Source organism: Mesorhizobium sp. WSM4842, from assembly GCF_055901575.1.
The window spans coordinates 7,084,529-7,109,019 of the sequence record NZ_CM148372.1 but is presented as its reverse complement, the minus strand read 5'-3'; the positions used below and the strand labels follow the sequence as shown (position 1 = coordinate 7,109,019).

Annotated in this window: 22 protein-coding genes and 3 pseudogenes; 16 read left to right on the top strand and 9 right to left on the bottom strand. The window is 60.7% G+C overall.

The annotated features are described in order from the left end of the window. Positions 1–39: 39 nt before the first annotated feature. The 4 genes from AC0NIE_RS34350 to AC0NIE_RS34335 form a co-directional block, all read right to left on the bottom strand. On the bottom strand, positions 40–1,320 hold the full coding sequence (locus AC0NIE_RS34350) for an ABC transporter substrate-binding protein (protein ID WP_473488825.1): 1,281 nt from the start codon (positions 1,318–1,320) through the stop codon (positions 40–42). A gap of 108 nt (positions 1,321–1,428) precedes the next feature. Further along, a complete protein-coding gene (locus tag AC0NIE_RS34345) occupies positions 1,429–2,301 on the bottom strand; it encodes a carbohydrate ABC transporter permease (protein ID WP_473488824.1) in 873 nt (290 codons plus the stop codon). After that, the gene (locus AC0NIE_RS34340) at positions 2,298–3,221 is read right to left on the bottom strand and encodes a carbohydrate ABC transporter permease (protein ID WP_474045450.1); all 924 of its coding nucleotides are present in this window, start codon (positions 3,219–3,221) and stop codon (positions 2,298–2,300) included. The genes AC0NIE_RS34345 and AC0NIE_RS34340 overlap by 4 nt, the downstream gene beginning before the upstream one ends. Further along, positions 3,218–4,417: an ABC transporter ATP-binding protein gene (locus AC0NIE_RS34335; protein ID WP_473488822.1), complete on the bottom strand. Its 1,200-nt coding sequence runs from the start codon at positions 4,415–4,417 to the stop codon at positions 3,218–3,220. Before AC0NIE_RS34335 ends, AC0NIE_RS34340 begins: the two co-directional genes overlap by 4 nt. 310 nt (positions 4,418–4,727) lie before the next feature. Here AC0NIE_RS34335 and AC0NIE_RS34330 point away from each other — a divergent pair, with 310 nt between their 5' ends. The 14 genes from AC0NIE_RS34330 to AC0NIE_RS34265 all read left to right on the top strand — a co-directional run bounded on the left by AC0NIE_RS34330 (position 4,728) and on the right by AC0NIE_RS34265 (position 18,512). Beyond that, positions 4,728–5,579, top strand: a complete 852-nt coding sequence (locus AC0NIE_RS34330) for a MurR/RpiR family transcriptional regulator (protein ID WP_473488821.1) — start codon at positions 4,728–4,730, stop codon at positions 5,577–5,579. Between the two features lie 177 nt (positions 5,580–5,756). Continuing rightward, on the top strand, positions 5,757–6,476 hold the full coding sequence (locus AC0NIE_RS34325) for an HAD family hydrolase (protein WP_473488820.1): 720 nt from the start codon (positions 5,757–5,759) through the stop codon (positions 6,474–6,476). A gap of 434 nt (positions 6,477–6,910) precedes the next feature. Continuing rightward, positions 6,911–7,219 (top strand): CBS domain-containing protein, encoded by a 309-nt coding sequence (locus tag AC0NIE_RS34320; RefSeq protein WP_473488819.1) that lies wholly within the window; start codon positions 6,911–6,913, stop codon positions 7,217–7,219. A gap of 73 nt (positions 7,220–7,292) precedes the next feature. Beyond that, a complete protein-coding gene (locus AC0NIE_RS34315) occupies positions 7,293–7,598 on the top strand; it encodes an FMN-binding negative transcriptional regulator (protein ID WP_473488818.1) in 306 nt (101 codons plus the stop codon). A gap of 208 nt (positions 7,599–7,806) precedes the next feature. Next, positions 7,807–8,376, top strand: a complete 570-nt coding sequence (msuE, locus tag AC0NIE_RS34310; protein WP_473488817.1) for an FMN reductase — start codon at positions 7,807–7,809, stop codon at positions 8,374–8,376. Positions 8,377–8,400: 24 nt separating this feature from the next. Then, a complete protein-coding gene (sfnG, locus tag AC0NIE_RS34305) occupies positions 8,401–9,501 on the top strand; it encodes a dimethylsulfone monooxygenase SfnG (RefSeq protein WP_474045429.1) in 1,101 nt (366 codons plus the stop codon). Between the two features lie 54 nt (positions 9,502–9,555). Continuing rightward, on the top strand, positions 9,556–10,461 hold the full coding sequence (locus AC0NIE_RS34300; protein ID WP_474045426.1) for an ABC transporter ATP-binding protein: 906 nt from the start codon (positions 9,556–9,558) through the stop codon (positions 10,459–10,461). Further along, entirely contained in the window at positions 10,458–11,354 is an 897-nt protein-coding gene (locus tag AC0NIE_RS34295) for a branched-chain amino acid ABC transporter permease (protein WP_474045423.1), read from the top strand. Before AC0NIE_RS34300 ends, AC0NIE_RS34295 begins: the two co-directional genes overlap by 4 nt. Positions 11,355–11,357: 3 nt before the next feature. Further along, on the top strand, positions 11,358–12,395 hold the full coding sequence (locus AC0NIE_RS34290; RefSeq protein ID WP_473489908.1) for a branched-chain amino acid ABC transporter permease: 1,038 nt from the start codon (positions 11,358–11,360) through the stop codon (positions 12,393–12,395). 51 nt (positions 12,396–12,446) lie between these two features. After that, positions 12,447–13,778 (top strand): ABC transporter substrate-binding protein, encoded by a 1,332-nt coding sequence (locus tag AC0NIE_RS34285; RefSeq protein ID WP_473489907.1) that lies wholly within the window; start codon positions 12,447–12,449, stop codon positions 13,776–13,778. A 64-nt stretch (positions 13,779–13,842) separates the two neighbouring features. Further along, positions 13,843–14,634, top strand: a complete 792-nt coding sequence (locus tag AC0NIE_RS34280; protein WP_473489906.1) for an ABC transporter ATP-binding protein — start codon at positions 13,843–13,845, stop codon at positions 14,632–14,634. Continuing rightward, positions 14,631–15,878: an SfnB family sulfur acquisition oxidoreductase gene (locus AC0NIE_RS34275; protein WP_473489905.1), complete on the top strand. Its 1,248-nt coding sequence runs from the start codon at positions 14,631–14,633 to the stop codon at positions 15,876–15,878. Before AC0NIE_RS34280 ends, AC0NIE_RS34275 begins: the two co-directional genes overlap by 4 nt. A 31-nt stretch (positions 15,879–15,909) precedes the next feature. After that, positions 15,910–17,085, top strand: coding sequence for an FMNH2-dependent alkanesulfonate monooxygenase (gene ssuD / locus AC0NIE_RS34270; RefSeq protein WP_473489904.1), 1,176 nt, complete (start codon positions 15,910–15,912; stop codon positions 17,083–17,085). Then, on the top strand, positions 17,082–18,512 hold the full coding sequence (locus AC0NIE_RS34265) for an FAD/NAD(P)-binding protein (RefSeq protein ID WP_473489903.1): 1,431 nt from the start codon (positions 17,082–17,084) through the stop codon (positions 18,510–18,512). The genes ssuD and AC0NIE_RS34265 overlap by 4 nt, the downstream gene beginning before the upstream one ends. A gap of 612 nt (positions 18,513–19,124) precedes the next feature. Here the strand turns inward: AC0NIE_RS34265 and AC0NIE_RS34260 are convergent. Continuing rightward, positions 19,125–20,184 (bottom strand): annotated as a pseudogene (locus tag AC0NIE_RS34260) (class I SAM-dependent methyltransferase). An 880-nt stretch (positions 20,185–21,064) separates the two neighbouring features. Continuing rightward, positions 21,065–21,380 (bottom strand): annotated as a pseudogene (locus AC0NIE_RS34255) (ISL3 family transposase); the annotation flags it as partial. 405 nt (positions 21,381–21,785) lie between these two features. Here AC0NIE_RS34255 and AC0NIE_RS34250 point away from each other — a divergent pair. Further along, entirely contained in the window at positions 21,786–21,977 is a 192-nt protein-coding gene (locus tag AC0NIE_RS34250) for a hypothetical protein (RefSeq protein WP_473489902.1), read from the top strand. Between the two features lie 802 nt (positions 21,978–22,779). On the opposite strand, the gene AC0NIE_RS34245 is transcribed toward AC0NIE_RS34250, so the two are convergent. Together AC0NIE_RS34245 and AC0NIE_RS34240 are read right to left on the bottom strand one after the other, a co-directional pair. Then, positions 22,780–22,932, bottom strand: coding sequence for a hypothetical protein (locus AC0NIE_RS34245; RefSeq protein WP_473489901.1), 153 nt, complete (start codon positions 22,930–22,932; stop codon positions 22,780–22,782). A gap of 45 nt (positions 22,933–22,977) precedes the next feature. After that, positions 22,978–23,118 (bottom strand): hypothetical protein, encoded by a 141-nt coding sequence (locus tag AC0NIE_RS34240; protein WP_473489900.1) that lies wholly within the window; start codon positions 23,116–23,118, stop codon positions 22,978–22,980. A gap of 377 nt (positions 23,119–23,495) precedes the next feature. Here AC0NIE_RS34240 and AC0NIE_RS34235 point away from each other — a divergent pair, with 377 nt between their 5' ends. Beyond that, the gene (locus tag AC0NIE_RS34235) at positions 23,496–24,161 is read left to right on the top strand and encodes a methyltransferase family protein (protein ID WP_473489899.1); all 666 of its coding nucleotides are present in this window, start codon (positions 23,496–23,498) and stop codon (positions 24,159–24,161) included. Between the two features lie 45 nt (positions 24,162–24,206). On the opposite strand, the pseudogene AC0NIE_RS34230 reads toward AC0NIE_RS34235, so the two are convergent. Then, positions 24,207–24,402, bottom strand: a pseudogene (locus tag AC0NIE_RS34230) (EamA family transporter); the annotation flags it as partial. Positions 24,403–24,491: the final 89 nt, after the last annotated feature.

Sequence of the window (24,491 nt, the reverse complement as noted above, 5' to 3'; positions counted from 1 at the left end):
ACGGGAAGAGCAGACGCTCATCCCCGTTCTTCGCCTGGCTTATTGCTTGGTGATGGCTTCGGTTGACTGCACCATTTCCCGTAGACCATCAGCCGGCGATACATCGCCGTTCCCGATCCGGAACAGGATCTCGGACTGGGCCTTCCAGACTTTAATGCTCTTGACGTTCGGATAGCCAAACCAGGCCACAGCAATCGGCCACTGCGTCAAACTGGTCTTCCATTCGGGATGCGAAGCGTAAAACTCACCGAGATATTCATTCTTGAGAGCCTGCTTGTTTGTCGGCATATAGCCAGACCCGAGGACAGTCACCTTCTGACCGCCGGGGCTGGTCAAGAATTTCACAAACTCCCATGCCGCCTTCTGCTTTTCCGGATCCTGCGTGAGAATGGTCGCGAAGTTGCCGCCGGTCGGCACGTGGCCGTTTTGTGCCCCCATCGGGAAGGTGCCGGTGACCAGCTCGAAGTTGCCGCCGATGGCATCGTCCATAGTACGGATGTCGCCCGTCGAACCAATGAAAATGCCCAGCTTGCCCGCCGCGAACTGAGCCATGCCAGCATCCTCATCAATCCACGGCATGCCCACCTCTTCAACCAGGCGACGAACAGTCGTTGCCGCTTTCAGGCCCGCCTCATCACCATAGGTGACCTTGGTTCTGTCAGAGCTCATCATCGTGCCGCCATAGCTGTAGAGCATGGCCTGCCAGAACCAGTCGCCGAGGGCCAGGTTGATTTGCATACCGTCGACGTCACTGTTGGCCTGCTTGATCTTCTTTGCAGCTTCGATGAACTCGTCCCAGGTCTTGGGAAGCTCATGAGGATCAAGCCCCGCCTCTTTCATAAGACCGGCGTTGAAGTAAGAAATCGGAGTGGATGCGTTGAACGGCAGGCCCCATTGGTGGTCGTCAATGCGTCCAAGCTCGAGCACGTTCGCGTCATAGTTCTCGTCGACCCAGGCTTGGCCCTCCTGGTCGAGGAACGGCTTCATGTCCGTGATCTGGTTACGTGGGGCGAGCGTCGACACAAGATCAGGAAGAAGGTTCATCCCGGCGAAGAAAATGTCTGGCGTCTGTCCGGTCATGGCCTCGCGGGCAACGGCCAGATGCCCTTCATAGTAGTCAGTTGCCGGGGCGCGGAACTTGATCTTGATGTCGGGGTGTTCCTTCATGAAGGCATCGGCGAGCGGTTGGTAAAAGCGCTCGCGGAATGCCCCATAAGCATGTACGACCTCCAGGGCGATTTCTGCGCGCGCCGGAGCGGCGCCGAACCCGGCGGCAGCCGTGAAGCCGGCTGCCAACAGGAAAACCAAGGTCTGTCTCATCGCGATATTCCTTTCGCTGAGTTGATAGGAGAACAAGGACTTTTTTGGATGGTGGCGGTGGAGCCACCGGCCCACAGCCAGACACACGCCTGGCGCGGAACTGGGAGGTCACTTCACTCCGGTCATCGTCACCCCTTCGACAAAATACCGCCGCGCCAGAAGAAAGACGCAGATCAGCGGCAAGGTGATGATGGTTGCGGCGGCCATGAGCGGTCCGTAGCTGACGCCTTCTGCTGACTGGAAGTTCAACAGGCCAAGGGGCGCAGTCATCCTGTCGGTCACATTGACGACGATCAGGGGCCAGTAGAGGTCGTTCCAGTGGGCGGTAACGGAGAAAACCGAGAAGGCGGCAATCGCTGGCAGAGCGCTTGGAACAATGAGGCGGAGCACGATCTCGATTTCCGTGAACCCGTCAATCCTGGCGGCATTTATGATTTCCTGGGGATACGTGCGGAAGTGCTGGCGGAAGAGGAAGATCGCAAAAGCCGAAAAGAACCAGGGGAACATCAGTGCAAAATAGCTGTTGAGAAGCCCGAGTTTCGCAAGCGCGATATACATGGGCAGGGCTGGGACCTGAACCGGAATGCATAGCGCAAATAACACAAGCCCGAATAGCAGTGTTTGTCCGCGGAACTTCAATTGCGCGAGAGCATAAGCTGCGGCAATGGAGGTGATAAGTTGTATGCTCAGAACCCCGACGACCACGATCAGGCTGTTGAGCATGAACAGGCCCATCGGCGCGGCGGTCAGGGCCTTGCTGAAGTTCTCGACAGCCCGCAGCTTCGCCGGATCGAGCGAGAACGGATCGGAGAAAATGTCTGACGGATCCTTTACCGCTGCGAGGATCATCCAGGCGAACGGAAGAAGGATGATCGCCGCGAAAATCAGCAATAGTCCGTGTCTGACCGCAGCGGCGAGAGACGGGGCCAAGGACGGCGCGCGAAGCTCTTGGGCAGACACGTCAAGTTTGGCGGATGTCATGAATAGTGCACCCCCCGCGCTGCAAAGATCTGCACAGCCGAGATCGCCATCATGATGATCAGGAAGACGACGGTTAGCGCCGAGGCGTAGCCAGTCTCGAAATATTGGAAGCTCGCCTGGTAGAGTTGGTAGAGGATGACATCGGTCGATCCCGCCGGTCCGCCATGGGTTATTACGGCGACGGTGTCGAAGACCTGGAAGGCAGTAATCGTCGACGTGATAGTCACGAATATGGTCGTCGGCCCGAGCATCGGCCATGTGACGCGAAACAGGCGGTCCCAAAAGCCATCGGCACCATCGATCGCAGCCGCCTGATAAAGATCCCGCGGGATTCCGGTGAGCCCGGCCAGAAACAGGATCATATTGAAGCCGACCAAGTGCCAGACACCGATCGCGGCAAGCGCGAAAATCGCGATCGATGGGTTGTTGAAGAAGTCGATGCGCTGGAGGCCAAGGGCGGCGATCAACTCGTTGATCGGCCCAATGCGGTTATGCAGCATGAACTTCCATACAAGCCCCAGTGCAACGAGCGTGCTGGCGACAGGCAGGAAGAAGATGACCTCATAGAGCCGCCTCAGACGGCCGGTGCCATGGACCAGGATCGCGAGGAGCAAACCCAGCAGTACCGACATCGACACCACGACGGAAACATAAAGAGCCGTGTTTGAGAGCGCATTCAAGAAACTACGATCGTGGACCAATTGGGCATAATTGCCAATCCCCACAAGAGACCAGTCGGTTGCTCCGAGGCTATAGTTCGAGAAACTCAGCAGAATCACGACGGCGATCGGAGCTAGCACAACGATCGCGATGAGCGCGAAGGCCGGGAAGGCGAACAAATATGCTGCGTTGACCCTGCGTACCTTGTCAGGAACTGCGCGAGCCGGCCTACAGGTGCCACAAGTCGGAAGAGAGGTCATGACACTGCCTCGAGCCGTTTGGAGATTTGTACCCCCTTCGAAGGGATAAGCCGGCCGGCAGCGTTAAATACGAGAAAGCGCTCTGCCGGCAGTCCAACCTGGACAATACTAGGATTCCCACCACTCGCCTGGATCGTCGCCCATTCCCTCTGTGGCAGCCGTGCCGTAAATGAAACTTGTCGGTCGCCAGCGAGAGTAAGATGGAGAATGATCTCGTTTCCGAGGTTCTCAGTGTGAAGTAATCGACCTTCATGGCTTGAAGAGGCGCCGCGCGCCCGCGTGTGAGCGGCCACTGTCACATCTGCAGGGCGTATGCCGACTTGAGCCTTTTCTCCAGCCCTCAAAGCGGTGCGCAAATTCTGGCTTTCACCCAGGAGACTAACGATACCCGCTTCGCCGATGTTGGCTGGAAGAATGTTGATTGGCGGCGATCCGATGAAACGCGCCACTCGAATGTCTGCCGGCGCAGCATAGATCTCCGCGGGTGTAGCCACTTGAACGATCCTACCGTCCATCATCACGGCGATCCTGTCCGACATCGTCATAGCTTCGACCTGGTCGTGTGTCACATAGAGGAAGGTCGCGTTCAGGCGCTTTTGCAGCTGGACCAGTTCGGTGCGAACTTGTGTCCTCAACGCCGCATCCAGGTTGGAGAGCGGCTCATCCATCAGGAAGACGCCGGGTTGGCGCACCATCGCACGTCCAAGCGCCACACGCTGGCGCTGCCCTCCTGACAACTCGCTTGGTTTGCGCTCAAGTAGCGCTTCGATGCCGAGCGACTTCGAGACGTCTCTCACAGTCGAGCTTATCTGGCGGCGTTTTTCACTCATACCAGGCACCAGAGGACCGATCACAGGCATTCGCGCCACGAAGGGCAAGTCTGCCATGATCAACGGCATTGCCAGGTTGTCCCGCACCCGCATATGCGGGTATAGCGCATAGGACTGAAACACCATGGCAATGTTGCGTTGGCTCGGGCGGAGCTGGTTCACGCTCTCGCCGCCTATCTCGATCGATCCACCATCCGGCTGATCGAGGCCTGCAAGAATCTTCAGCAGCGTCGACTTCCCGCAGCCCGATGGCCCCACGATGGTCATAAACTCGCCGGCATCAACCGCCAGATCAATGTCTCTCAGTACCCGGCTCGCACCATATCCCTTTGCGATTTTAGATAGCCGAACTGCGGATCCTGTCATATTGCTCTCCTCCGTGGACGTGTCCATATTGGAGTTTGTTATCACTTCTATGACAAGATTGCGGATTTATTATCCATTATGAAGCTGGCGCAACGCTCCATCGTATACGACATTGAATTTATGCGATGACGCCGCCCATCAGGCGGTCCTGCACTCCTCCGTCGTCGCGTCTCCTAGGAGACAAAGCCATACCCAAAACTTCCAAAGGTTGTTTACAACGGTTGGACGGTAGAGTGTTCTCGCCGTATGAGGTTTAGGCGCGCAAGCGCAGCGACGCCATGCGAGATTCTGATCGAGTTCGGAGAATGATATGGCCATGCAAGGTGAGAGCTCGCGCCTTTCCTCGAAAGAGGGCGAGACGCATACGCCGGTTCTATTGAAGGTGGAGACCGCGCTAGACTATCCCAATGCCCTGGCCAGGGTTGCTCAGTACGTCCTCGAGAACCCGAAAAAAGCTGTGCGTCAGTCTCTTGGTGAACTGAGCGCCGCGTCCCAAAGCGGGCAGGCGACGATATTTCGCCTTTGCCGCGAGCTTGGGTTCAAAGGATTCACTGACTTCAAGCTCGCCCTTGCCGCCGAGGTCGGGCAGGGCGAAACCGGACCTAATAAAGGCGTGAGTCTTACCGTCAACTCTCTCGATGAAACAGTTTCGCTGATTTATCGCTCTGTGTCGAATACGCGACAGCTGGTGCTGCCCGAGATCTTGGCTTCCGCCGCGCCGCCCCTGTTGAAGGCGCGCCATGTCAACATCTATGGCTCGGGCGACTCAGGACTTGCCGCGGAGGTGCTGTTCCATCGTTTGCGGCGCATCATCGTTAACGCGCGAGTCTTCGCCAATGTTGGCTACGCCCATGAAGCGGCAGAGGCTATGACAAAGGAGGACGCGGCCATCGCCGTCTCCCAATCAGGCGCCTCACCTGATACGGTCGAGTTCATGCGCAAAGCTCACCGTATTGGCGCTTTCTCGTTGGCGATCACCTGCCATCCTAAGTCGAGTCTTGCGAAAGTCTCGACCGTCGTCTTGCAAATGGCGCGGCTGCCGCAGCCTGGTCTCGGTGAGCAGATGATCGCCCTGCCCCGGGCCGTCTTCATTGCCGAAGCCTTGGCTCTCGCCATCGCCGACCACGCCAAAAGCACGGCGCGGACAACGGCCAATATGTAAGAATACTCCGAACCATGTCATTGCATTTGGATTATTACTCCATTATTCCTACTCCATCCCCGTCCTCTTGCGGACGGGACCGATAGCGAAGTTGTGGACGGGTCAATGCCCGGAACAAACCCCGATAACTTGAATTGCGATGGGCCGACGTAGAGTTCGCTCCTTGGAGTATAAATAATGGACATCAAACCAAAGCTGGTCATCTTCGATTGTGACGGTGTGCTGGTCGACAGCGAGATCATTGTTAGCAGCGCCGAAGCCGCGGAGATTACCCGTGTCGGACGTTCCATCACGGTCGGGGAAGCAGTGGAGCAATTCGCCGGTGTCCCAGCCAACGACATGTATCGTTTGATCGAAGCAGAGTTGGGCACGCCCTTGCCGCCGGATTTTTCTAAGCGCATCGATGCACGTGTTCGGGAACTATATCTCTCCGAACTCACCGCAATAGCTGGTGCGCGCGAGACGATCCGCGCGCTGCGGATACCATGCTGCGTGGCCTCGAGCTCCGCACCGCACCGACTCGGACTCGCTCTTGCAAAGACAGAGCTGTTCGAGCTCTTTTATCCGCACATCTTCTCCACAGTGCTGGTACGAAACGGTAAGCCTGCGCCGGACATCTTTCTCTACGCTGCCGAAAAGATGGGTGTGTCGGCTTCCGACTGCGTCGTCGTTGAAGACAGCATTGCAGGTGTGACGGCAGCTAAGGCGGCAGGCATGACCGTGCATGGTTTCTTGGGAGGAAGTCACTGCAGCCCTGCCCATGATGTGCGCCTCAAGGAAGCGGGGGCCAAATACATTTTCAACCGGTTCGAAGATCTGCTGGCCATAGTTGAGGGGGCGCCGCGAGAGCTCGGCCACGCGCCTGGCATCTCTTCAGAAGTCGTGCTGACAGCGTAGGAATTTACGAATGGCGCTCCGTAGCTAGCACGTTCCCTCGGGAGCGCTATTAGAGGCCTGCCGCAAGACGTGGAGCAGCGCCGATTTTCCGGATATTCTCATGACATCCCGCCCCTGGCCCTCGGTGAACAGCCCACGTCTCGATTCGAGCGTTAGGGCCAGCTGTCGCTTGGCACTTAGCTGTAAGAATGCGTCCGCTCCGATCGGCTTTGGCATTTAATGTGCGAATGCAATCGCTCCGATTCTCAAATTAAATGCACAGCTATCCAATTGAAATCATTGTCGAGGGATTCTGATGGCTGAGTGCAAAGCGACAGAGGCTGCCTTTGCCGCCTGCAGGCGATGGTGCGCTCGCACCGCACCCTGCTTTGCCGGGACATCATGTCCCGCGACGTGATCTCGGTGCCGCAAAACGCACCATCGATGAGACGCGAATGCAGCTTCTCGACTACAACATCCGCACCTTGCCAGTGATCGATTCGGACGGTCGGCTGGTCGGCGCCGTGGGCCTGCGTGAGCTGACGAAGGCGGCCGATAAGGTGAGGGCCGTTATGTCGAAGACCGCTATCGCCTCTCCCGACACGCCCGCCATGCGCCTGCTTCCGGTGCTCACCGACGGCCGCAGCCATGCCGTAGTCATCGTCGATGCCGAGCGACACATCGTTGGCCTGATCACCCAGACCGACCTGCTGGCGGCGGCAGCGCGCGTGCAGACCACAGGCACAGGGCTGTCAGCGGCATAGAGAGGTAATCCGGATTCTCAATCCGGGTTGCCCTTTTGCAGACAGACACATCCACTGTTTGTTCGGAGTCGCGGTGAGAAGCCGGCAACGGTTTGCGCGGCAGTCGCTGCGGGATCAGGCCGGAGGCTGGTGCCGGGCCTGTGCCAAACGCTTTGGGGGCGATACCAACCGGGCGCAGGGAAGGCACGGCGCTCTGAACTGCCACGTCGCCCTTAGTAACCCAGTCTGCCAGGACGTGTCGACCGGCGATGAGGTACTCGTAGTGTTCCGCGCGGCCGACGCCTATGTCTTGGCGCAATTTATCCGAGCAAGTCCGCGAAATGTAAACGATCAAGGCGACCCGCGTATAAGCGAGGCGATGCTTGCGGCCGCCGCCTAGAAGTCCGAACAGGACTAAGGGGTGCCCATCGCATCGTAACGAATGTCAGTGAAGCTTGGCCGTTTGCCATGCGGCTAACGGCGCCGTTTTTCCCATTGACGTGAAAACATCAGAACAAAGTACCTTATCTCTACAGAATTTATAGAATATCGTTTGGCCTGGTTTGGTGCTGGCCTAGCTAGCATGCAAAGTGTGGGAGATTGATGACTTGGCACGATTATCGGTTCTCGGAATATCGGGCGGCGTAAGCACGCCCTCCCGCACTACGGCGGTGGTGAATGCGCTGGTCAAGGCGGTCGCGTTGCGTGTGCCTGCAGACACCGGTCTGATCGAGATCACGGAGGCAGCACCCTCGCTATTCGCCGGGCTATCGCGCGGCGCACTTGGCGCATCCGGCGAAGCGATCATCCAGCGCGTCGAGAAGGCCGATTTGCTCGTGGTCGGAACGCCTGTTTATAGGGCTTCCTACACCGGTGCCCTCAAACACCTGTTCGATCTCGTCGATTATCGTGCGCTGACGGGCAAGACCGTGCTTCTCGCGGCGACCGGCGGCAGCCCATATCATGGCCTGGTGCTCGAACATCAGCTCCGGCCATTGTTCGGCTTTTTCGCTGCCGTCACCGTCCCGACGGGCGTCTACGGCGCGCCCGACGATTTCATCGATGCCGAAATCGTCGGCGCCGCGATCACCGAGCGCATTTCACGCGCCGCTGCCGAAGCAGTTTCACTGCTCAATTCCCGTCATGCAAACGCTGCCGTCGCCACGCGCGTCGGCTGAGCCAATCAAAGGGGGAACGACGACATGGCCTCGCACTCCGACAGCCTCAAATTCGCCTACTGGGTCCCGAATGTCTCCGGCGGCCTGGTCATTTCCAACATCGAGCAGCGGACGGGTTGGGACATCGAGTACAACCGGAAGCTCGCCCAGATCGCCGAGGCCAATGGCTTCGACTATGCGCTGAGCCAGATCCGTTTCACAGCCGGCTATGGGGCCGACAACCAGCACGAATCCGTCTCGTTCAGCCATGCCCTGCTTGCCGCGACCACAACGCTGAAGGTCATCGCAGCGATCCTGCCCGGCCCGTGGAACCCTGCGCTGGCGGCCAAGCAGATCGCTACCATCAACCACCTGACCAATGGCCGCGTCGCCGTCAATGTCGTCAGCGGCTGGTTCCGCGGCGAGTTCGCCGCCATTGGCGAACTCTGGCTCGACCATGACGAGCGCTATCGCCGGTCGGAAGAATTTATCCGGGCGCTGCGTGGCATCTGGACCGAGGACAGTTTCACGCTGAAGGGCGATTTCTACCGCTTCACCAACTATTCGATGAAGCCCAAGCCGATCGAGCCCTTGCCCGAGATTTTCCAGGGCGGCTCGTCGCGCGCCGCGCGCGACATGGCGTCGCGGGTCTCCGACTGGTATTTCACCAATGGCAACACGCCGGAAGAGATCAGGAAACAGGTCGACGACATCCGCGCCAAGGCGAAGGCCAATGGTCACAAGGTCAAGATCGGCGTCAACGCTTTCGCCCTCGCCCGAGACAGCGAGCAGGAAGCACGCGCAGTGCTCGACGAGATCATCGCCAAGGCCAATCCCGAGGCAGTCCAGGGTTTCGCCGACCAGGTCAAGAATGCCGGCAAGGCCTCGCCGGAAGGCGAAGGCAACTGGGCGAAATCCTCCTTCGAGGATCTCGTGCAATACAATGACGGCTTCCGCAGCAATCTCATCGGCACGCCGGAACAGATCGCTGAACGCATCGTCAAGCTCAAGGACGCCGGCGCCGACCTGATCCTGCTCGGCTTCCTGCATTTCCAGGAAGAGGTCGAGTTCTTCGGCAAGCGCGTCATCCCACTGGTGCGCGAACTGGAAGAGGCTCGCGACAGGGAACTTGTCGCCGCGGAATAGGTCACGCGCGGCCCTTGGGCCGCTGCCAGCTCTCCTTCAAATCAGGGTCGTTTCATGATTGGTGCTTCGCTGGGAGCCGCCGCATACGAGCGCGCGCCCGAAATTTCCGCCATCCTCGCGGTGACTAACCCCGTCGGCGCCAGGCGTCCGGCATGCCTCTCGTCACGGCCGGATGCGGTTCTCGCGCTGAACGGGATCGGCATTTCCTTTGGCGGCGTCAAGGCGCTGAGCGACATTGATCTCGAGGTCAAGAGCGGTGAGATCCGCGCGGTGATCGGCCCCAACGGCGCTGGCAAATCGTCGCTGATCAACATTATCAGCGGCCTCTATCACGCCGACCACGGCACGATCGCGATCGACGGCCAGTCCTTCTCCCGGGTGCCGCTGAGTCGTCTGGCGCGACTGGGCGTTGCACGAACCTTCCAGAACTTGGCGCTGTTTTCCGGTCTTTCGGTTCGCAACAACATCGCTTCGGGCCGCGTCCACACCAGACGCGCCAACTTCGTCGAGCATATTGCCGGTCTGCCACGCGCCCGGCTTGAAGATGTCGTGATCGCCGAAAAGGTCGATCAGACAATTGCCTTCCTGCATCTTGAGGCCGTTGCCGATCGTCTGGTCGCCACGCTGCCCTACGGCCTGCAGAAGCGAGTCGAGCTGGCACGAGCGCTGGTTGCCGAGCCCAAGATCCTGCTGCTCGACGAGCCGATGGCCGGCATGACGGCGACCGAGAAAGCTGAGATGGCCGGGTTTGTGCGCGCCGCGCGCGACCGAGACGGCGTCACCATCATCCTGATCGAGCACGATATCGGCGTGGTCATGGGGCTCTCCGACCGGGTCGCGGTGCTCGACTACGGCCGCAAGATCGCAGACGGGACGCCGGCCGAGGTCAGGGCCGATCCGGCAGTGATCCGGGCCTATATCGGCACCGCCGAGGGCGAGAATGGCGAGGACATCCGATGAGCTACTATGATTTCCTCTTCGTCATCGAAGTGCTGGTCGGCGGCCTGCTCTCTGGTGTCATGTATTCGCTTGTCGCGATCGGTTTCGTGCTGATCTACAAGACGTCGGGCGTGCTGAACTTCGCGCAAGGGTCGATGGTGCTGTTCGCAGCGCTCACCTTTGTCAGCCTCGTCGAACGCGGCATCCCGTTCGCGCTTTCGCTGCTCATCACCTTCGCGGTCATGGTCGCGCTGGGCTTCACCATCGAGCGGACTGTGCTCAGGCCGCTGGTCAATCGCTCGCCGATGACCCTGTTCATGGCCACGCTCGGCCTGTCCTACATCATCGAGGGCGCTGCCCAGCTGATGTGGGGCACCCAGGTGCACGGGCTCGAGCTCGGCATAGACGACACGCCCTTTGAGGTCGGCGGCATCCTGATCTCGTCGTTCGACCTTCTCGCCGCGGGCATTGCCGCGGCGATGGTGGCGGGCTTGAGCGCATTTTTCTACTGGACCCGGATCGGGCTGGCGTTTCGCGCCGTCGCCGACGACCAGTTTGCAGCACTTGCCGTCGGGCTGCGGCTGCCCCGGATATGGGGAACGGTGTGGACGGCCGCGGGGTTCGTGGCGCTGGTCGCGGGGCTGCTGTGGGGCGCACGTCTCGGTGTCCAGTTCTCGCTGTCACTGATCGTTTTGAAGGCGCTGCCGGTGCTGGTGCTTGGCGGCTTCGATTCCATCCTCGGCGCAATCGTCGGCGGCCTCATCATCGGCGCCAGCGAGAAGCTCGCTGAGGTCTATCTCGGCCCCTTCGTTGGCGGCGGCATCGAAGGCTGGTTCGCCTATGCGCTGGCGCTGGTGGTTCTGCTGGTGCGCCCCTCCGGCCTGTTCGGCCATAAAACCATCGAAAGGGTCTGACCGATGGCCGTGCAAGCGCTCGATGCCGAAAGGCCTCCAATCGACTGGCGGAGATTAGCTCTGCCGGCCGTGCTGATCGTCGTCGGCTACGGCCTGATCCCCGCCTATGCGTCGAGCTATCTCGTTGAGGCAATCCTGCTGCCTTTTCTGGCGCTCAGCCTGGCAGCGGTCGGTCTTAACCTGCTCACCGGCTATTGCGGGCAGCTTTCGCTCGGCTCTTCCGCCTTCATGGCGGTCGGTGCTTTTGCCGCCTACAATTTCAACCTGCGGATCGAAGGACTGCCGCTGCCAGCGACCATGATCTTGGCCGGGATTTCGGCCGCCGGAATCGGCGTCGTGTTCGGCTTGCCCAGTCTCAGGCTCCGCGGCTTCTATCTCGCCGTCTCGACGCTCGCCGCCCAGTTCTTCGTGCAATGGGCGCTGACCAAGTTCGGCTGGTTCTCCAACGACAACCCATCGGGCGTGATTTCGGCGCCGCATCTCATCGTCGCTGGGTTCCCGCTCGACGGCGCCACCGGCCGCTACCTGCTTTCGGTCACTACGGTCATCGTGCTGACCGCCGTCGTCTGGCGTCTCGTCAACAGCGCCACCGGCCGCAACTTTATTGCCGTGCGTGACAACGAAACCGCGGCGCGCGTCATCGGTGTTCCCGTGCTGCGAACCAAGCTGCTGGCCTTCGCCATCTCGTCCTTCATTATCGGCGTCGCCGGTGTGCTGTGGGCCTTCACCTATTTGCGCACAGTTGAACCGGCCGGATTCAATCTCGACCGCTCGTTCCAGATCTTGTTCATCATCATAATCGGCGGGCTGGCCTCGATACGCGGCGCGTTTCTCGGCGCGGCCTTCATCGTCGTCTTCCCGCTCGTTCTGTCCCGGCTCGGCGCCTTCCTGTTCGGCGGCCTGTTCGATTCAGGCGTGCTCGACATGAGCCAGCGCATCGTACTCGGCGCCCTCATCATCATCTTCCTCATCGCGGAACCGAACGGCCTGTCGGCCCTCCTGGTCCGCCTCAAACGACGGATCGGCTCAAGGTCCAGCTGAGTGCCGCTCGACATTCTCCCTCACGGACCACAACCTCAGGAGACGCAACCCATGACCTTCTTCAGTCACCTACGGAAGGCGGCGATCGCCACCGCCTTCGTGCTCTGCGCGACGGCTGTCCACGCCGACGAACAGTATTTCCCCCTGCAGAGCTATCGCGTCGGCCCCTATGCCGCCGGCGGCACCGGCTTCTTCGGCGGCTTCATCGACTACCTCAACCTGATCAACATCCGCGACGGTGGCGTCAACGGCGTCAAGCTGACCTGGAGCGAAGGCGAGACCCAGTATGAGGTCGAGAAGGGCGTCGAGGTCTACGAACGGCTGAAGAGCAATCCGGATATTGCCGCCTGGAACCCGCTTTCGGTCGGCATCGCCTACGCCATGATCGACCGCATCACTGACGACAAGGTGCCGCTGATAACCATCAACCACGGCCGCACCGACACCACGGACGGGCGCGTGTTCCCTTACGTCTTCCCGCTGCTGCTCAATCCCTACAGCGAGACTTCCGGGATCGTGAACTACATCGCCTCCAAGGAAGGCGGCCTGGACAAGCTCAAGGGCAAGAAGATCGTGGTGCTCTATCACGGCTCGCCCTACGGCAAGGAGACGATCCCGATCTACGAGCTTTTGGCGCAGAAATACGGCTTCGAACTGTCGCAGATCGAGGTTCCGCATCCGGGCAACGAGCAGCAGGCACAATGGTTGACGATCCGTCGCGAGCATCCCGACTATGTGGTGCTGCGCGGCTGGGGCGTGATGAACCCTGTAGCGTTGAAGACTGCGCAGAAGACCGGTTTCCCAGCCGATCACATTGTCGGCAATGTCTGGTCGAATTCGGAAGAGGACGTCATCCCCGCTGGCGATGCCGCCAAGGGCTATACGGCCATCACCACCCAGGCCTCGGGCGAGCAGTATCCAGTGGTCCAGGAGATCGTGAAAACGGTCTACGGCGACGGCAAGGGCAATCTCGAGGACAAGAGCCGCATCGGCTCGGTCTACCACAATCTCGGCATCGTCAACGGCATCCTCAATGTCGAGGCGGTCCGCATCGCACAGGCCAGGTTCGGCAACCGCACGCTGACCGGCGACGAAGTGCGCTGGGGCTTCGAGCATCTCAAGCTCGATCCGGCGCGCGTCGAGGCGCTCGGCGCCAAGGACCAGTTCCACTCGATCAATGTCTCTTGGGACAATCACGAGGGTGACGGCTACGTGACCTTCCAGCAGTGGGACGGCAAGAAGTGGAACGTCGTGTCCGACTGGATCGCGCCCGACTGGAAGCTGCTGCGCCCGATCATCGAGAAGTCGTCCGAGGCTTATGCCACCGAGAAGGGCATCAAGATCCGCACGGCCGAGGACGCCGACGCATTGGTCAGCAACTGAGTTTGCCATGGCGTGGCCGACAAACTGGCCGGTCGCGCTATCCAGCTTCCCAGCGGAGTCATCGATGTCCAGCCCCCATTATCCAATACTGTCAGTCAGCAGCGTGGAAGCTGTCTACAACGGCGCCATTGCCGCCCTGCACGGCGTCGACCTGTCGGTCGGCAAAGGCGAGATCGTCGCCTTGCTCGGCTCCAACGGCGCCGGCAAGACCACACTGCTGCGCGCCGTATCCAATCTCCTCCCGGCCGAGCGCGGCGCCATTACCGCCGGTCGGATCACCTTCGATGGCGAGGATGTTTCAAGGACAAGCCCCTCGCAGCTCGTCCGCAGCGGCCTCGTCCAGGTCCTCGAGGGCAGGCATTGCTTCCGTTCGCTGACGGTCGAAGAGAACCTCTTCACCGGCGCGCTCGGGCGCTCGTCCTCTCGCACCGGCGTCAAGGCCGACCTCGACCGTGTCTATTCACTTTTCCCAAGGCTCGCCGAAAAGCGGCGAACCCGGTCCGGCCTCACTTCCGGGGGCGAGCAGCAGATGACGGCAATCGGCCGGGGCCTGATGTCGCGGCCGAAGCTCTTTGTTCTGGACGAGCCGTCGATGGGGCTCGCGCCGCTGATCGTCGACGAGATCTTCAGCGCCCTGAAACGGCTAAACCGCGACGAGGGCCTTTCGATCCTCGTTGCCGAACAGAATTCGGCGGTTGCGCTGAAATACGCCGACCGCGCCACCGTGCTCGAGAACGGCGTCAGCGTCCTCGAAGGATCGGCTGCCGACCTGCGCCAGCGCGCCGATATCAAGACCTACTATCTCGGCGGCTCGCCGCTTCCATCCGACCATTTCCCCAAGGAGACCGCAGCATGACCATCCAATCGAAGCAGCCGTCCGCTATCCGCGGCGCCGTGCCACCGGTCGAGCGTCCGTCAGCCAGGGCGCATGTCATCAGGACCGACGCCGAGGCGATCGCTGTCGCCGAAAAACTGGCCGCGGAATTCGCCAAGGATGCCTCCAAACGGGACCGTGAACGCCTCTGGCCGAAGCGAGAGCTCGATGCGTTTTCGCAGAGCGGCCTGTGGTCGATCAACGTGCCGAAAGCCTATGGCGGGCCGGAGCTCTCCTATGTGACGCTGTCGAAAGTGATCACCATCATCTCGGCCGCCGATCCGTCGCTGGGCCAGATTCCGCAGAACCATCTCGGCGTCGTCGCCGCAATTCGCACCGTCTCCGACGAGGCCCAGAAGAAGCTGCTTTTCGCCGAGGTGTTGTCCGGCACTCGCTTCGGCAACGCGTTCTCCGAGTTCGGCTCCAAGCGGGCGGCCGACTTCGAAACCAAGTTCGCCGACGCCGGTGACCATGTCGTCGTCAACGGCCAGAAATTCTATTCGAGCGGCGCGCTGCTCGCGCATCTGGTCCCGATCGTGGCGCTCGATGACGAGGGCCGCGCCTGGTATGCCATCGCCGGTCGCGGCGCGCCCGGGCTGACGGTCATCGACGACTGGTCGAGCTTCGGCCAGAAGACGACGTTGTCCGGCACGGTCTTGCTCGACAATGTGAAGGTGCCGAAGACGCATCTGGTTCCCGGCTATAAGGGCTACGACCGGCCGACGGCCGACGGAGCCATCTTCCAGATCATCCAGGCCGCGGTCGATCTTGGCATCGCCAAGGCGGCGATCGACGAGACGGTCGATTTCGTGCGCACCAAGTCGCGCGCCTGGATCGACAGCGACGTCGATCATGCCTGGCAGGATCCCTATACGATCCAGGCGATCGGCGACCTTCGTCTGCGCGCCAATGCGGCAGAGGCGGTTCTGGAAAAGGCCGGGCTTGCGGTCGATCGCGCCGTCGCCGACCCGAACGAGAAGACCGTCGCGGAAGCGCAGATCGCTGTGGCGGAATCCAAGATCCTCACCACCGAGATCGCCATCAATGCCACCAACAAGCTATTTGAGCTCGCCGGCACGCGCTCGACGCTGGCCGAGCACAATCTCGACCGGCATTGGCGCAACGCCCGCACCCACACGCTGCACGATCCGGTGCGCTGGAAATACGCGATCCTCGGCAACTACTACCTCAACGATGTCAATCCGCCGCTCCATGCCTGGAGCTGAGCGAGGTGCGTCAAGTCACAGAGGACCACTCATGAGCGTTGCCACACCCGACAGGATCAAGGTCCTGTGGTTTCTTCCGACCCATGGCGACAGCCGCTATCTCGGCACCTCCGAGGCGGGCAGGGCGGTCGATCTGCCCTACCTCACCCAGGTCGCCAAGGCTGCCGATGCGATCGGCTACTATGGCGCGCTGCTGCCGACCGGACGCAGTTGCGAGGACAGCTGGGTCGTGGCGTCGGCGCTGACGCCGCTGACGCAGCGGCTTCGCTTTCTTGTCGCCGTCCGGCCGGGCCTGCAATCGCCGACGCTCGCCGCGCGCATGACCTCGACGCTAGACCGCATTTCGGGCGGACGCCTGCTCATCAATGTTGTCACCGGCGGCGACCCGGTCGAGAACAAGGGCGACGGCATCTTCCTCAGCCATGACGAGCGCTATGAGGTGACGCGGGAATTCCTCGACATCTACAAGGCCGTGCTGCGTGGCGAGACCGTTGCCTTCGCAGGCAAGCACTTCCGTATCGAGGACGGCCGGCTGCTGTTTCCGCCCGTGCAGACGCCGCATCCGCCGCTCTATTTCGGCGGCTCGTCAGAGGCGGCCAACGCGGTCGCCGCCGAACAGATCGACAAATATCTGACCTGGGGCGAACCGCCCGCAGACGTTGCAGCCAAGGTCGATCATGTGCGCGGTCTTGCTGAAAAAGCCGGGCGCCAGGTAACCTTCGGCATCAGGCTGCATGTCATCGTCCGCGAAACCAATGACGAGGCATGGGCCGATGCCGACCGGCTGATCAGCCGCCTCGACGACAAGACCATCGCCGAGGCGCAGAAGGTTTTCGCGCGCATGGATTCTGTCGGCCAGTCGCGCATGAGCCGGCTGCACGGCGGCCATCGCGACAAGCTCGAAATCAGTCCGAACCTGTGGGCCGGCGTCGGCCTGGTTCGCGGCGGCGCCGGCACCGCCCTGGTCGGCGATGCGGCCACGGTGGCGGAACGGATCGACGAATACCGGCGTATCGGCATCGATACCTTCATCCTCTCCGGTTATCCGCATCTGGAGGAAGCGTATCGTTTTGGCGAACTGGTACTGCCGCTATTGCCGCTCGATCATGAAATCTCGACGCGACCGACGGCCGTGAACATGGGACCTTTTGGCGAAACGGTGGCCGGCGATCATCGGCCATCGGCGCTCCGCGCGAGTCAGTCTTGAGCACCAGAGAATCGGGCAGAGGGCCGGTCCTAGCCATCATCGGCGGCGGCTTTTCAGGTGCGGCGACCGCGTTTCATCTTGCACGGCTTCTGCCCGCCGGAGCTGCCGATATCGTGGTCGTCGAGCCCCGAGAGGGGCTCGGCTATGGTCTGGCCTATTCGACGCCCGATCCTTCACACCGCATCAATGTGCCGGCGTCGAGGATGACGCTGATCTCCGGCCAGGACAGCCACTTTGCCGACTGGCTGGAGCAGACCGGCGCCATTGCGGACGATCCCGAGGCCATTGCCGCCAATGGAGCGCTCTACCCGCAGCGTCGCGTTTTCGGGCGCTACGTGGAATCCCATCTCCAGCCTTGGCTGAACAGCAAAACGATCCGTCATGTCAGATCCGCGGTCGCATCAGTCGAGCTCAATGGCGAGGGTTGCCGCCTGATCCTCGCTGATGGAGGAACGCTCGCAGCGGACGCCCTGGTGATTGCGACAACGCATCCGCCACCGACTTTGCCATTGTCCCTGCAGTCCGTGGCTGGTGCAGCCGGGCTGGTAGCCAATCCCTATGATCTGGAAAGGCTGGAAGCGATCGGACGCTACGACCATGTGCTCGTCGTCGGCACTGGACTGACGTCGGCGGATGTCATCGCAACGCTCGACCGCAATGGCCATCGCGGTCGCATCACAGCACTTTCGCGCCATGGCTACCGGTCGCGAGGCCATGCGGCTATGCATGCCGATCCGATCGGCGACTTCACCGGCCTGCCGTCACGCAGCGCCACCGTGCTGCTCAGGCGTATCCGGTCGACCATCGCAACCGCCGCGCAGCAGGGCGAAGGCTGGCACCCCGTGCTCGACGCAGTCCGGCGACAAGGGCAAATCATCTGGCAGGCCCTGCCGCTCGCTGAGCAACGCCGCGTCGTGCGCCATTTGCGCGCGCTGTGGGATGTGCATCGCTTCCGCATAGCGCCACAGGTCGCGTCCGTGCTTGATCGCCGGGTTGCCGAGGGCATGCTCGACTACCACGCTGCATCGATTGTCGATGCCGAGCAGGTCGACGGCCGCATCCGCGTCACGCTCCGGCCAAGGCGCCAACGCACCCAGACCACCGAGACGTTCAATAAAGTGGTCGTCACGACAGGGCCGGCGCATGCCGATATTTTCCGGACCAACGCGGCGATTGCGGCGCTCGCACGGATGGGATTGGTGCGGCTCGACCCGATTGGCCTTGGCCTGAAAACTGACAGCCAAGGCCGTGCAATCGGGACATCCGGGCGGCCGACTGGCAGCATTTTCGTCAGCGGGCCATTGGCGCGCGGCAGCGTTGGCGAACTGATGGGAATTCCCGAAGTCACCGCGCATGCCGAGCGCATCGCCGCCGAAATTCACGATTGGCTTGGATACGAGACGGCGTTGCGTCGCAAGGCGTCGTGAGCTGCAAGCGGTGAGGCTATCCAGATGACACTGACGGAACGCATTACGAAGGTGGAAGCGCATTCGAGTTGACAAATAGGCCACTGGTCGCGTGCCGCTCCTGGCGCTTTCTGCATTGTCGCCTGGTACGACGAGCTTTACGTTTGTGACGGCTGCGGCGGGTCAGCTTAAAACTCCGTCCAGATCCTCTCGACCTTTGAGGTGCCGATATCCACCAGACTTCGCCCCGGCTGTCCGCCTTGACGCCAGCCGCAATGATGACAGCGACCCGAGACGATCAGCCCGCCACGGCGGAGCTTCAGGTAAGTGGGTCGAGAAAAAATTGGGCGGGAATACGCCTACAACGAGGCTGCTGGCCTTGTGCCGCAGGAGGTAAAGAATCTGCCGCCGCAGCCCGGTGCGGGTCGTCGGACGTCGGATAATCTGAGAGCACCCTTAGGCGGCGAGCTTGGCTGCGCGTGCCTTCACTACTGTCGGCGTTTATCAACTCCAATCTGATCTCAGGGTGAGTGACGCGCTTGAAAAAATTTGCCCAATAAGCCTGCGTCCGGAATTTTGGCGATGATCCTCACCAATGCGATGAGCTGAAATTTCTAGCTAGCAACGGCCGCCCTAGGGGCGGGCCTCCAGCACCAAGTTGAACGGCGTCTCCGCGGCGCGACGGAATCGCTTGAAGCCGCCGGCGGTCACCACCTTGCGCAACCTCGCCTCGCCGGCCTGGGCGCCAAGCCCAAGTCCGACTTCCTGCGACAGCGAAGCGGGCGTGCACACGAATGTGGAAGCGGCATAATAGACGCGTCCGACGGGATTGGGATTCGCCGCTAGATGGTCATGCGCCAACGGCTCGACGATCATCCAGGTGCCATCCGGCTTGAGCGACCCGCGGACATGGGCGGCGGCGCCCTCTGGATCGCCCATGTCGTGAAGGCAATCAAAGAAAAGCGACGAGGTCATACGTGCCGGGATAGGTCTTGGCGGCCGCGACCTCGAACCGCGTGTTGGCGCCAACGCCGGCTTCGTCGGCGGCCTTTCGGGCACGCTCGATCGAAGCGGAGTGATAATCGAAGCCGACGAAGCGCGAATTGGGGAAAGCACGCGCCATGAGCACGGTCGATGCGCCGTGACCGCATCCGACATCCCCGACCTCCGCGCCGCGTTCGAGCTTCTCGACTACGCCCTCCAGCGCCGGTAGCCAGGAGTCGATCAGATTGGCATTGTAGCCTGGACGGAAGAACCGCTCCGTGCCGCGAAACAGACACGCGCTATGATCGTGCCACGCGACGCCCTTGCCGGACTGGAATGCCTGCCTCACTTTTTCTTCATCGAGCCACAGCGCGGACAGGAACTCGAATGCGCCAGCCATGAAGGCCGGGCTATCTTCATCGGCGAACACCGACTCCTGCTCGGCGTTTAGATAAAACTCGTCGTTGGATTCATCGTAGTTGACGTAGCCCGCCGCCGCTTGCCCGGAAAGCCATTCCCTTACAAGGCGTTCCTGGGTGCCGGTGCGTGTCGAAAGTTCGGCCGCCGTCGTTTTGCCGCCTTCACGCAATGCCTTGAACAGGCCGAGTCTGTCGCCCAGCAAGACCCCCGCGCCCGTAGCGATCGCACCGAGATCGCCGACCATTTTCCTCAAGAATACGTCCAACTTTTCCTGACTGGCTTCAGATATCGGAATCTCCTTGTGGGCGCGATGTTGCCGACCTTGCACCCTACCCTATGGGCGACGATCGGCGCAGGTGATGGGGGATGACGACCACCTCCATGCCGTCGTCAGCAGGAAATCCGTTACTTTTCCTCGTCGGTAACGGGCGGAGCCGGAGCGGTCGTAGGGCAAGCGCGGTCGCAGCAGGTATCCTGGGCAGCCCGTAAGACATCGATGGCTCGGGTTGTGGTGACGGGCGATAAGCAAGTTCGCGGCGAAGTGATTTGTTCCGCGGCGGCTGTATGTTTTGGTGAGGTGATCATGCGATTTCTTGTTGGTCGGTCGTGCTTGCGGATGACGTGCATGTACTGTGCCGAATGAGAAAACGATTTAAACGCAATCCAGTAGATCTGACTTTGTATCCGACATTGTCGGAAATTGGACACCGCCGAACGCGAAGCGCTCGGGGCTTGTTACGATACTCGCGCGTGCTGATTCGGAGGAGGATATAATGCGCCTCGAACCGGCCGCGAGGCCTTCCTGCCATTTAAGGCGCCAGATCAATTGAACGCCCATACCAGTCAGCCGTCCCGTCGCTTAGTCCAACACGTTTTTAGCTTAGCGTCGCGGTCCACCTCACCGCGCTGACGCCATTCACCTTCTGCGCGCCCCAAGCTAAACACGCTCTGCGATGATTAGGATACCGAATACACCTGGTCCCGGCCGGTCTTGCTGCCCGCGAAACTTGAGGCGTTCGTCGATCGGATAGAGGCTTCGATTCAGGAGACCTGCTTCGTAATGCGGCCATGATAGGCCGGTCCCTCACCGACTGCCGCGCGCTCGGAAGAGATCGTCAGCATCGCCGGCTGGTTGGTGGCGTATGATCGGAGGGCGACCGGTGTCCCTACCTTTCGGCGCGGCTCCAGCTTGCGAGCAGTCGCTCGAGATTCGAGAAACTACCCGTGTAGCCGCGCTGTTTGATACCGTGGAACAGCTTGCTCTAGCACTGGCTGAGAAACCCCTCGAATGTAAGGTGACGTCGTGTTCAACGCCGTCCTGCGTCGGTCGGGTGGGTGTCGAAAATCAGCCATTTAGGATGCTTCGCCAACCATAGCCGGTATGACCGGCGTCGGCACAGGACAAGCCCATCCTTCCGCAGGGCATGAACATTTCGAATACCATCTACCGCGATTGTCGATAGCGAGGCGCACCTGGCGTCTGTGCCTTACCTCAATATGCGGACCATCCTGAAAACAGATTGACTTGCGACGAATGTTACCAAACGATTTGGCGGGGAAGAGCTGGCGTCATCCAGTCGCCAGGACCGACTTCTGCCGCCAGGCTATTACCGCCATCTGCACCGTCCGCAGGCTTTTGTTCGTGAACCGTGTCTGATCGACCGCGCATGAAAACGTGCGAACTTTCATGGTGGCGCACCACAAAACGCTATTGCAGAGCCAACAGAGCCCGGCCGGCGACGTCAGCAAGGGGCTCTCCTATAAGACAAGCCGGGGTCCGGATTTCTCCCAGATCATCTACGATTTAAATCAAATTGGTCTGTGGATATTGACGATTGCGCGACCCTCACCTCGTAGATGGCCAGCGCGGGCGGCAACTGAGAGGGTCATATGACAAGCGATTTTTCCGCCGCGCGAGTGCATCTAGATCGAGCGTATCATTACCTCCGAGGCGATGACCCGATGAGCCGGAGGGGGCGCGAAGCCTTGGATTTGCTGATCGAGGCGGTTGCTGTCGAAGAGTTCAAGCAGCCGCGCCAAAACGCGGAGGTGCTAACGTTTCCGATTGAGCGCCGCTTCTGAGGCGATCTCCATTGTGGCAACCATGAACATGGTGTGCAAACACCCTCAGAACACTGCCCGTCCGGCTGGAGCCGAGCCTGTCCTCACAACCATCCGAATTGAGCTGCCGTTAGTGTAGGTTCCATCATCGATGTCGGCGGCAGCTATTCCGGAATGGCCGCCGCCCTGCAGTTCCGCCGCGCCCGCGCCAGGTTCTAGTGATCGACGCCGGGCTGCGGCGGACGCTTTTTGACAGTCATTCGCCTGCTTTCCTGCCCCAGGACGACGTCGATCCGGCCAAAATTCGCGAAGGGTCGCCTGAGCAGCTTTCGCGCTGCGAGACGCTCGCCTGGTACGACGGAACGGCCGAACGGGTGAGCGGAGCCGCGACTCTTTCGGCTCCCGACTCGCCGAGGGGCCCTCGGCTGAGGGCCGTTGTAATGGACGCCCATGTTTGCAAGCTGCAAAGGCTGCAGAGAACTCTGCCCTGGAGCAGGCGGACCCTTCGCGGACTGTCCCGGCGCGGCGCTGCATTCCATAAGCTTTGTTCGTTGGTGGCGACACGCTGGTTGGCCTTGAGCCGCTCCAGTCGATATAAGCCGGATGCAGGTCGGCATGACTAACCGCCACTCGGCCATATTAATCACTTTGATCTCCGAGACGGCGCCGCCCGGCCGGGGCCGACCACGCGTTCGACCGTAGAAGAAGGCGCCGCCATATCTCGGCTATGCAGGACCTGGAGGGCCGTGCTGTTGCGGCGCCCACATGCGTTCGCTGCGGTTCCTGCGCAGTCGTCGCGGGAACAGGATGCCGTTGTCGAGTGTCACCTGCCGCTGACGAGCCTCTCGCCGCTCGGTGTCACCCAGCACTCCCAGCGATAGCGCATCACCCCGGCCGACAAAACCAGATCGCGCACCGGGATCGTCTTGTATCCCTTGAAGCGTGAGCCCGCAGGAGCGCTCTCCGCAACCGTCACCTCGCGGCTCACGCGACCGCCGTCGCGCTTGGCGCCGCGACGGCGTCACTTTCCCTCCGGCTGCGTTGCCCATTCCGACGGCTTGGTCGGCTTGTCCGGAGGGCGATCCTTGAGGGTCTGGATCTCGGCGCGCAGCGCCTGGTTCTCGATCTCAAGGCTCTCGACCCGGCCTTGAAGACCGCGCACTAAGCGCGCTCGCCGCAAACCCCCTCCGCCGGAAAATCGGATCCGGTTACGGCTCTCGACGTGACCCAGAGAGCTGGGAGAAGCCTCTGCGAGACTACAAGTGTAACACCATATTGGTTTAGCAGATCAAGCTTCGCTGGTAACCTACATGGGGTAGAGAAACGACTTTGGAAGCTGAGCAATGGATCGCGATAGCAAACAGACACGTGCAGCTGGAAGTTTACCCCGCGACGGGTGGGAGGGCTGGCCGAGGAACGCCGTAACCACCTTGACCTTCCAGACGGGCCATTGACCAATGTTACCGAACGGTTAGTAACCGCTAACCCGCGCGATACAGCACGCGATCTTGAGAGCTTCAAACCCGCGGAGAGGACTGCTTGGCGCGAGCCCCCGAAAAAGCCTTTGTCGAAGGAACCATAATGTCCGCTTGCATTGCCCCGCAACCATTTAATCAGCGGAAGAGACTTGTGGTCGTCCGGGCCTTGAGCATGGCGGCGATAGGCTCGCTGCTATTCTCTCGCCCCGGTTGGGATGAAGCATCTAGTCTTCACGAGGTCGTCGAGATGATCGGTTTTGTTCTGATCCTCGTCTGCATATTCGGGAGGTTGTGGAGCATCCTCTATATCGGGGGGCGGAAGAACAGCGAGTTGGCAGTCAGCGGGCCGTACTCGATCACTCGCAATCCCCTATATCTGTTTTCGACGATCGGAGCATTCGGCATCGGCCTCATGTTCGGATCGCTCATCGTTGCATCCGCTCTGGGGGTGAGCACTTATGCGGTTTTCGGGACGACTGCCCGAAAGGAAGAGACGTTTCTTCGTGACAAATTTGGTTCGGAGTTCGAAGCATATGTGGCAAGGACGCCACGGTTCTGGCCCAAGCCGTGGCTGCATCAGGACAAGCATCAGCACACGTTCTCCACGAGCGCATTAAGAAGCACATTCTTCGATGCCCTCTATTTTCTGGCGATCTTTCCAGCCACCGAAGGCATGGAATACCTCCAGGTAGCTGGCTACCTGCCCACCTTTTTTTGGCTGTTCTGATCCTAAAGACGGAGCAATAAGCCGCCGCGAATAGCCCTCCTGTTTGCCTTTGTAGCGTACCAGAACCGCGCCTGTTGCGATCAAGGCAACCCCTGCCCAGTTCGACGATGACAAGTGTTCCTTGAGGAATGTCACTCCGAACACCGCCACAAGCACCAGGCTCAGTTTGTCGACAGGGGCAACGCGTGCCGCGCCTCCCAAACTGGAGCGCGCGAAAGTAGCAGATCCACGATTCAGTCGTCCGTGAAGAACGCGGAACGCTTTGATTTAATTTAAGATTTTCGCCTGAATTTGGGTTTCGTTTTGCCGGAAATCGTGGCTTTGGGCGGC